Consider the following 7,579-nt stretch of genomic DNA (forward strand, 5'->3'; position numbering starts at 1 on the left):
CCTCTTGCGCGATCGCATCGACGCGGTTCAAGGCCGCGGTGAACGGTTCAGCGGTTCAGGTGACGTAATAGCCGATCGCGCACGAGCTCACGATCCGCATCCGCGAAACCGAGCACGACGCGAACCGGATACTGCGCGAGCGGGCCGCCCGGCTCGACGGGCGCTTTCTGGCCCTCCTGGTGGACACGTGCGATGCGCGAGAGCCGTTCGTCAAAGCCGATCGCCAGGCCCATGTTGTCGACATCGATGCGCAGATAGCGCGCGGTGCGCAGCTTCCGGAACATCGCCTCGCGCTTCACACGGCCGGCCTTCTCGCGCAAGTGCTTGCCGCCTGCCTTCACCTTCCGCGGCGCATAAGCGGACCCGTCCGGATTCCGCTGCGCGGCCACGCGCGATTGCTGCGCGCGCCGCAGATCGCGGCCAAGCTCGCGCAGCAGTTGACGGCGGGCCGCCGGCGACAGCTTCGCGAGCAGCCCACCCGCCCACCGTTCGAGCGCCTGAAGATCGTCCGTCACGAGAGCCACTCGTCGGCTGCGTCGTCGATGTGCTCGACCGTCCGGTTGCCGGCTTCATCGGTTCCGACCACGACGCTTTCCGACAGCTTCATTTTGAGCCCGAGGTCGACGGCGTTGTTTGACAGGATGTCGGCGACGAACGTCATGCAGTTGCGGCGCTCGTCCCGATTCGTCACGAGGTCCGGCTGATTCGCGCGCGCCCATTCGACAACGGCGATCATCACGTCATCCGGGTTGCCGATGAAGTCGCGAATGATGATCTCGCACTCGTATTCATAGTCGAACGACGCCGTGCGCGTGCCCGTCGCCTCGATCCGGCCTTCGTTGACGAACACGAGCAACTGGTCCGGCGAGGCGTTGAGCTGCGGCAACGCGGCGACGAGCGCCGCGCGCAGGCTGTTCGGCTTATTCATGGCCGTCCGCCCGCCGCACGCGCGCCTGACACGTCGCGATCATGTCGACTTCGGACGCGCAGCGCGCCCACGCCGCGCGCGCGACGTGCAACGCGTCGCTCAGCTCACCGTTGGTGCGCGGCGCCATCGCCGGCATCGTGCACGGCGTCACCGCCGCGCATTCGTTGAGCGTAATCGTCGGCGCCATTGAGGGCGGGGCTTGCGTGCAGGCGCACAACGTCGTCAGGCAGAGCGCCAGCAGCCCAGGCGCGCACGGCGGTGTTTTCATCGATCAGTCTCCGCAGTTCGTTTCGATAGGTCGCGAGCGTCGCGTCGACGCCGGCGCGCGCGCGATCGAGCTGCGCGCGCTGCGCATCTTTCGCCTTGGCATCGGCCAACAGACGCTCGATGACGGCAGCGCTCGCCTGCGCCTCGTGTTTCGCGCGGCGCGCGTCGTCGGTCGCCCGGTCGAGCTGCGCGCGCAGCGCGCGGCCGTGCTGGCAACTCGCGACCAACGCAATCAGCGCGATCAGCGCCAGCCACGGCGTCAGGCGGGCGAAGCTCATGCGGCCGCCTTGCCCGCGCCGGCGTACTTCGCATACGCGCGGTCGAGCTTCACGTCATACAGGTTGATCGCGAATTCCGGGCCGTTGTAGCCTTCCGCGAACGCCGCCCACTTCCGGGCACGAAGCGCGACCAACAGTTTCTTGTCGGCCGCGACGTACCGCACGAACGCGTCGAGGTGCTCGGCTTCGCCCAGCTCCATACGGGACACGAATTCGTCGACGCTCGCGTAACCCAGGCGTTTCCAGTGATACGCCATGATCTGGAACGCGCCCCAGCTCGCGGACTCGTAAGCGGATGTCGCGTCGATCCGCGCCGCGGTGTCGAGCCGCACGTATTCGGCGGCGCCGCCCTGGTAGCCGCCGCGCTTCGGGTTGACGACGCCCGGCCATCGTGCGGCGGCAGCGTCCGCCGCTTCCCTGCCGACATTCGCGACGAGCCGCTGATACATGACATGCCGCTCGAACAGGATCTTCGGCCGGCCGTCGTCCAGAAAGCCCACGCCGCGGGACTCAACTTCGTTGACAGCCCGCACGCACGCGACGGATACGCCGAGCGTCGCGGCCGCGCGCGCGAGGTCGGCGTCCGTCAGGTGCTTGGGGTCGCGCTGCCCGCTGGCGAGCACCCGGTACGTCTTCGGGCCGGCGATGCCGTCGACGACGAGGCCCGCGGCCGCCTGCAACGTCTGGACGGCTCGCTCGGTCTGTTCGTCGTAAAGGTGCGACACGTCGACCGGGTAGCCGGCGCGCACGAGGCGCTGCTGCAGCAGCCCGACTTCCGCGCCGTGATCGTTGAATCGAAGGATGTTCACGCTTCGTCACTCCGTAGAAGGCGCGCGACGTTGCCGCGCGCGAGGTACACCAACACGGCGAGCAGAACCGCGAGCGCCGCGTGAAAGAAGCCGGTCGGCTTCGGATGAAACAGCAGCTCGATCGCCGAGCCGCCGGAAATCGCGACGATCACCCAGGCTGCCCACGCGACGTGGAAGCGATGCCGCGCGCCGTTCTTGCGGTAGGTCAGCACGCGCACGATGACGGCCAGGTGCGCGGCGAGCGCGACGAGTGCGGACGAGACATGCACGTCAGTCTCCCTTGCGAAACAGCGCGAACAGGTCCATGCCCTTCACGCGCTCGATCAGCGTCAGCGTGACCGCGATCACGAGCGCGGCCGCGAAGAACGCGGCGACGCCCGTCGAGCGGATCGGCACGGCGTGAATGATTTCGGGCGCGGCGAGGTAGCCCATCACGAGCGAGATGAGCATGTACGCGGCGCGCTTCGCGAGGCCGAGGTCTTTCGACGTGACGACGACGAGCGCCGCGCCCGCGAACGCGCCAATCAGCGCGTCGCCGTCGACGCCCGGCGCGATGCCGGCGAGGCCGACCGCGGCGAACAGCGCCGCAGCCGAGGTGGTGTTCGGTTCAGCCATTCATTCGGCTCCGGTCAGTCAAACAGTTGCAATAGCGGCGTGGTCGTCTCGATCGCGCTGCGCTCGGGCATCTCCACGACGGTTCCCATTGGCAGCACCACGCCGAGTTCGGCGAGGCCGGGGTTCGCTTCGAGCACGGCTTCGACCGTGCCCGCCGTGCTGCCGTAGTGCCGCCAGCACAGCGCGTCGAGCGTCTCGCCTTGCAGCGCTGAAATCTTCATTCGCCGAGCGCCTGCCCGTCGCGATCGAACAGGCCGAGCACGCGCGGCTTGAGTCGGGCTCGCCGGCGCGCGAGCACGGCGGCTCGTATTGCGGCCTCCGCGCCGGTGTGATCCGAGCAATAGGCAATCTCCAGCCAGAACAGGCCAGCGACGCGCTGCTGCACCTGGCACGCGCCGGCGCAGAACAGCTTTCCGCCGCGCACGCGGGATTGCGCGAACTGACGAATGCGGTACAGGGGGCGGGCCATCAGATCAGTTCCACCGTCGAGCGCGCCAGGCCAAGAATGTCGCTGATCGCCCATCGCGCAGCGCGGCGTGCGTCGTCGACCGTCGCAGCCAGATCGGCCGCGACCTGGCCGCCGCTCTTCGTCGTGTCGTAGCCGCGGTACTTCTCGGTCACGTCCGCGAGCGTCAGGTGGTACACCGCGCGCCGGTAGCGGGCCACGTGTGCCGATTCGCCATCGATGCGCGGCGCCGGCACGTCGGCGAGCGTCGCCGCACCCGCCGCGCGCTGCCGTGCGCGCCACGCGGCGAGCTCGTCGTTCACGGTCAGCAGCGCGTCGCGCGCGGCGTGCCGCAGCCGCTCGGCCGTCACGGTGCCGTCCAGGCGCATCGCGTCGCGCAGCGCGGACAGATCGATGTCCGGGAAGAAGCCGTCGTTCGTCAACGTGCCTTCGATCGGCGTCGCCGCGACGGCGGGCGCGGCGGTGGCAACAAAGCTGTTCATGGTCGGTTCACAATGAGGTGGCGGTGGACCGGCGCACCAGGTCCGTGACCGTCAGGCGTAGGGCCTGGGCGCCGGTGCCGCCATGCCGAGGTGGGCTCTTTACGTGCCGTCGGCGCCGTCGCCCCGACGGCCCGCAGCTTCGACCTGCTTCGTCAGCCGGTCGATGTCCTTTTTCACGCCGACGCGATCGTTCAGCGCGACCGCGCGGCGCAGATAGTCGAGCGCGCGCGCCGGCGCGGCGGCCTGCGTCGCGTAGCCGAGCGCCTTGTACAGCTTCGCGCGCACCTGGTCGTGCATGTCGGCCGCGCGCGTCAGATCGTCGACGAGCTCGAGGCTCGCCGCGTCGAACGTCTCGCCGTCGAGGAACGACGACAGCGCGGCGTCGGCGAACTGCTCGGCGACGAGCGACGCGAGCGAACGCTCGAACTGGTCGGGCAGCGTCAGGCCGTGCGCGAGCGCGTAGGCCGCGATCGCGAGCGCGCCGTCGAAGTCGCCGGCGTCGATGCGCCAGACCATGACCGTCACGAGCACGTCGTCCTGCGCGCCGCGGCCGCCGCTCAACACGCCCGCCACGTAGTCGGCGTAGTCCGGCAGCAGCTTGCGTTTCAGCTCGATCTTCCGCTCGATCGACTGAATGCCCTTGAGCGCGCGGCGGTCGGCCGCGAGCTTCGCGAGCATCAGCTCATAGGCGGTCGCGCCCTTCATCGTCGCGCCGGGCGACGCGGCCGCCGCCGCGCGCGCGGCCGAGACGCGATTGAAGTGTGCGCGGGCGGGCGTGTTGATCGTCATGCCGCCGCCAGTTCGATGTTTTCGGCCACGCAGCCGCAACCGAAGTCTTCGACCACGTAGGCGTCGTTCGACGATTCGTAGTTCTCGATGCGGTCGCGTTCCGGCACTTCCTTCAGCGTGCGCCGGCGCGCGCCTTCCTGGTAGTAGATCGACAGATTCGACAGCTTCGTGACCATCAGCGCGCGCTTTGGGAAGAACGGCACGCGCACGGCCGGCAGATTGCCGATGCGCTTCTGGCTCACGATCAGATCGGCCGCGAGCTGCTCGGTCGGCGCCTGCGTCGCGTTGACGATCGGGAAATACTTGTCGTGCAGCAGCTCGCGGCCGCAGATCACGACGAGGCCCGTGTCTTCCTGGAACCACGGGTCGATCATCGACGAAACGATGTCCATCACGAGCGCGTCGAGGTTCTCGTAATCGCCCGCCTTGCCGACGAGCACCTTGCCGGCCTGCTTCGCGCCTTCGTGCAGCACGCGCTGCGCCGCGCGCTCGCGGTACTGTTGCAGCCAGCCGATGTTCACGTCCTGCAACAGCGGGTTCGCCTGGCGGTCAGTCGTCGCGGCCGCCTTCACGCCGTTCCAGCCGATCATGATGCGATCGACCGCCCCCTGGTTGAGGATCACGTCGCGGATGCGCTGTTGGAAGTCGGCGAACTTCGCCCACATGTCGAGCTTGCGATACGGAATCGCCGTGTCGTAGTCGGTCTTCTCGCAGCGGTAGCGGTTGCTGTCGAGCGCCGTCGGGTCGATCGGTTGACGCGCGGCCTTCGTGGTGTCGGTGCGGCTCGCGATCGGGCCGGACACGGACAGGCCGAGCTTTTCGCCTTCGAGCTCGGTCACGGGCAGCACGTTGATGCGCTTGAGAAACTCGCTCGATTCCTGCATCTTCGTTTCGAGCCGCTGTTGCACGGTCGGCTCGACCGCGAACTTCGCCGACACGTCGGCCGTGTCGTTCAGCTTGGCGATTTGCGCGGCGAACTTTTCATACGCTTTGCGCGTTTCCTTCCTCATCGGGAAATTCTCCTGTGTGGTGTGCGGGATGGGTCAGCAGTCGGTCAGCAGTCGGTCACGAGCTCGCCCGTCGAGCCGGTCGACGGCGGGCGCTGCGGCGCGCCGTTGCCGGTGTTCGACAGTTTCTCGGTGAGCGCTTCGACGGCGGCGAACGCTTCGTCAGCGCGCTTCTTCGCGTCGGCGGCCGCGCTCGTGGCGCTCGTGACAGCCGCGCTCAGCGTCGCGACTTCGCGGCCCGTGTGGTGCGCATGGGTGGCGACCCGTTCGACCGCTTCGCGCACGTCGGCGAAGCGCTCGTCGTCGTTCTCGCGATTGCGGGCGAACAGGCCCTTCACCCATTCCTTGAGGCCGGCCGTTTCGGTCGCGCCTTCGAATTCGATCGCCGTCTCGCACGCCGGCGAATAGAGGTTGTTCGAGCGCTTCGCGGCGAATTGCAGCGCTTCGGTGCCGAGGCTCGCCGGGTCGTCGGTCGCGGCGAGCCCGACGAGATACGCCTCGCCGATGTCGGCGAAGTCGGGGTTGATTTCGATCGACGTAAAAATCTTCTGGCGCTTCTTCGACAGCGCGACGAGCTCGTCGGTCGGATCGATCTGCGCAAACAGCGCCATCTTCCCTTTCAGCGGGCCGTCCTCGATTTCGGCCGCCTTCAGCGCGATCACGTCGCCGTATGCACCGAACGGGTTGTTCGCCGAGAGCGGCGCCCAGCCCTTCAGGTGTTCGAGGTTGACGCGCGCGCCGTACAGCTTCGGGTCGTAGTGCTTCGCCATCTGCGTGAGCCATTCACGCTTGATCTCGCGACCGTCGACGGTCGCGCCTTCCACTGCGACGCGGAAGAATTTGGTTTTGCTTGCCATAGAGAGGGTCGAACGTGGTTGAGTGAGCGTGCTTCTCATGTTCGGCGTTCATGCGCACGGCTCAATCCGCGGCGTTTGTGGGTCACGCGGGTACAGCGCGCTGCGCGTGCTCGCGCGCACGCGGCGGCCTACGCTTGGCCGCATGCTCGAAACTACGGACCCTCATCAGCTCGAAAACGACGTGCGCAAGGTCGCGCGCACGCTCTATTGGCAAGGTTGGCGCCTCGCGTCGATCGCCGCCATCTCGACATCAAGCCCGCGACCGTCGCATCGTGGTGCCGCCGCGAAAATGGAAGAACGCGACGCCCGTCGAGCGCATCGAAGCATCGCTCGAAGTGCGCCTGATGGTGCTGATTGCGAAGGAGAAGAAGGACGGCGCGGACTACAAGGAAATCGACCTGCTCGGCCGGCAGTCGAGCGGCTCGCGCGCGTGCGCAAGTATGACGAGACGGGGAAGGAATCCGACCTGAACCCGAAGATTGCGTCACGCAATGCCGGCCCGAAGCGCCGCGCGCCGCGCAACGAAATCAGCGAGGAACAGCACAAGGCGCATCATCGAAGCGTTCCGCGATTCACTGTTCGACTATCAGAAGGTCTGGTATCGGAACGGCGATCAGCGCACGCGCAACATCCTGAAATCGCGGCAGATCGGTGCGACGTGGTACTTCGCGCGCGAGGCGCTGGTCGACGCGCTCGAAACCGACCGCAATCAAATCTTCCTGTCGGCGAGCAAGGCTCAGGCGCACGTCTTCAAGCAGTACATCACGCAGTTTGCGCGCGAGGCGGCCGACATCGAGCTCACGGGCGATCCGATCATCCTGCCGAGCGGCGCGACGTTGTACTTCCTGGGCACGAACGCGCGCACCGCGCAGTCGTACCACGGCAACTTCTACTTCGACGAATACTTTTGGGTCCGAAGTTCCGCGAGCTGAACAAGGTCGCCTCCGGCATGGCGATGCACAAGCGCTGGCGCAAGACGTACTTCAGCACGCCGTCGAGCATCACGCACGAGGCGTACGCATTTTGGAGCGGCGCGCATGCGAACCGCGGCCGCGCGGCGGGCGAGCGCATCCAGATCGAC

12 protein-coding genes and 2 pseudogenes are annotated in these 7,579 nt (G+C 67.4%); 1 reads left to right on the forward strand and 13 read right to left on the reverse strand.

All coding sequences use genetic code 11. The features are described 5' to 3' along the window. Nucleotides 1–47: 47 nt before the first annotated feature. The 13 genes and pseudogenes from WT16_RS17880 to WT16_RS17940 all read right to left on the reverse strand — a co-directional run bounded on the left by WT16_RS17880 (nucleotide 48) and on the right by WT16_RS17940 (nucleotide 6,498). Entirely contained in the window at nucleotides 48–515 is a 468-nt protein-coding gene (locus WT16_RS17880; protein WP_082874748.1) for a phage virion morphogenesis protein, read from the reverse strand. Continuing rightward, entirely contained in the window at nucleotides 512–928 is a 417-nt protein-coding gene (locus tag WT16_RS17885) for a phage tail protein (RefSeq protein ID WP_063533035.1), read from the reverse strand. Before WT16_RS17885 ends, WT16_RS17880 begins: the two co-directional genes overlap by 4 nt. Next, the gene (gene lysC / locus WT16_RS35020; RefSeq protein WP_231892034.1) at nucleotides 921–1,196 is read right to left on the reverse strand and encodes an Rz1-like lysis system protein LysC; all 276 of its coding nucleotides are present in this window, start codon (nucleotides 1,194–1,196) and stop codon (nucleotides 921–923) included. Before lysC ends, WT16_RS17885 begins: the two co-directional genes overlap by 8 nt. Beyond that, nucleotides 1,117–1,473: pseudogene (gene lysB / locus WT16_RS17895) on the reverse strand (Rz-like lysis system protein LysB); the annotation flags it as partial. The gene lysC and the pseudogene lysB, both read right to left, overlap by 80 nt. After that, a complete protein-coding gene (locus WT16_RS17900; RefSeq protein WP_063533033.1) occupies nucleotides 1,470–2,282 on the reverse strand; it encodes an N-acetylmuramidase family protein in 813 nt (270 codons plus the stop codon). The gene WT16_RS17900 and the pseudogene lysB, both read right to left, overlap by 4 nt. Beyond that, on the reverse strand, nucleotides 2,279–2,551 hold the full coding sequence (locus WT16_RS17905) for a phage holin family protein (RefSeq protein WP_004524440.1): 273 nt from the start codon (nucleotides 2,549–2,551) through the stop codon (nucleotides 2,279–2,281). The genes WT16_RS17900 and WT16_RS17905 overlap by 4 nt, the downstream gene beginning before the upstream one ends. A 1-nt stretch (nucleotide 2,552) precedes the next feature. Then, on the reverse strand, nucleotides 2,553–2,897 hold the full coding sequence (locus WT16_RS17910) for a putative holin (protein WP_004553021.1): 345 nt from the start codon (nucleotides 2,895–2,897) through the stop codon (nucleotides 2,553–2,555). Between the two features lie 14 nt (nucleotides 2,898–2,911). Beyond that, complete coding sequence (locus WT16_RS17915) at nucleotides 2,912–3,118, reverse strand: tail protein X (protein WP_063533032.1); 207 nt, start codon at nucleotides 3,116–3,118, stop codon at nucleotides 2,912–2,914. Further along, a complete protein-coding gene (locus WT16_RS17920) occupies nucleotides 3,115–3,366 on the reverse strand; it encodes a hypothetical protein (protein ID WP_063533031.1) in 252 nt (83 codons plus the stop codon). The genes WT16_RS17915 and WT16_RS17920 overlap by 4 nt, the downstream gene beginning before the upstream one ends. Next, nucleotides 3,366–3,845, reverse strand: coding sequence for a head completion/stabilization protein (locus WT16_RS17925; RefSeq protein ID WP_063533030.1), 480 nt, complete (start codon nucleotides 3,843–3,845; stop codon nucleotides 3,366–3,368). Before WT16_RS17925 ends, WT16_RS17920 begins: the two co-directional genes overlap by 1 nt. A 99-nt stretch (nucleotides 3,846–3,944) precedes the next feature. After that, nucleotides 3,945–4,634, reverse strand: a complete 690-nt coding sequence (locus tag WT16_RS17930) for a terminase endonuclease subunit (RefSeq protein WP_063533029.1) — start codon at nucleotides 4,632–4,634, stop codon at nucleotides 3,945–3,947. Continuing rightward, nucleotides 4,631–5,644 (reverse strand): phage major capsid protein, P2 family, encoded by a 1,014-nt coding sequence (locus WT16_RS17935; protein WP_063533028.1) that lies wholly within the window; start codon nucleotides 5,642–5,644, stop codon nucleotides 4,631–4,633. Before WT16_RS17935 ends, WT16_RS17930 begins: the two co-directional genes overlap by 4 nt. 44 nt (nucleotides 5,645–5,688) lie before the next feature. Then, on the reverse strand, nucleotides 5,689–6,498 hold the full coding sequence (locus tag WT16_RS17940) for a GPO family capsid scaffolding protein (protein WP_063533027.1): 810 nt from the start codon (nucleotides 6,496–6,498) through the stop codon (nucleotides 5,689–5,691). Nucleotides 6,499–6,640: 142 nt separating this feature from the next. On the opposite strand from WT16_RS17940, the pseudogene WT16_RS17945 reads away from it, so the two are divergent. After that, nucleotides 6,641–7,579: pseudogene (locus WT16_RS17945) on the forward strand (terminase family protein); the annotation flags it as partial.

This window comes from Burkholderia sp. MSMB1589WGS, from assembly GCF_001636105.1.
In the GTDB taxonomy this organism is placed as follows: domain Bacteria; phylum Pseudomonadota; class Gammaproteobacteria; order Burkholderiales; family Burkholderiaceae; genus Burkholderia; species Burkholderia humptydooensis.

Bases quoted from the DNA above. Each gene is read 5' to 3' on its own strand.
- WT16_RS17885 (WP_063533035.1), bottom strand. From the start codon at position 928: ATGAATAAGCCGAACAGCCTGCGCGCGGCGCTCGTCGCCGCGTTGCCG.
- lysC (WP_231892034.1), bottom strand. From the start codon at position 1,196: ATGAAAACACCGCCGTGCGCGCCTGGGCTGCTGGCGCTCTGCCTGACG.
- WT16_RS17910 (WP_004553021.1), bottom strand. From the start codon at position 2,897: ATGGCTGAACCGAACACCACCTCGGCTGCGGCGCTGTTCGCCGCGGTC.
- WT16_RS17915 (WP_063533032.1), bottom strand. From the start codon at position 3,118: ATGAAGATTTCAGCGCTGCAAGGCGAGACGCTCGACGCGCTGTGCTGG.
- WT16_RS17920 (WP_063533031.1), bottom strand. From the start codon at position 3,366: ATGGCCCGCCCCCTGTACCGCATTCGTCAGTTCGCGCAATCCCGCGTG.
- WT16_RS17925 (WP_063533030.1), bottom strand. From the start codon at position 3,845: ATGAACAGCTTTGTTGCCACCGCCGCGCCCGCCGTCGCGGCGACGCCG.
- WT16_RS17930 (WP_063533029.1), bottom strand. From the start codon at position 4,634: ATGACGATCAACACGCCCGCCCGCGCACACTTCAATCGCGTCTCGGCC.
- WT16_RS17935 (WP_063533028.1), bottom strand. From the start codon at position 5,644: ATGAGGAAGGAAACGCGCAAAGCGTATGAAAAGTTCGCCGCGCAAATC.
- WT16_RS17940 (WP_063533027.1), bottom strand. From the start codon at position 6,498: ATGGCAAGCAAAACCAAATTCTTCCGCGTCGCAGTGGAAGGCGCGACC.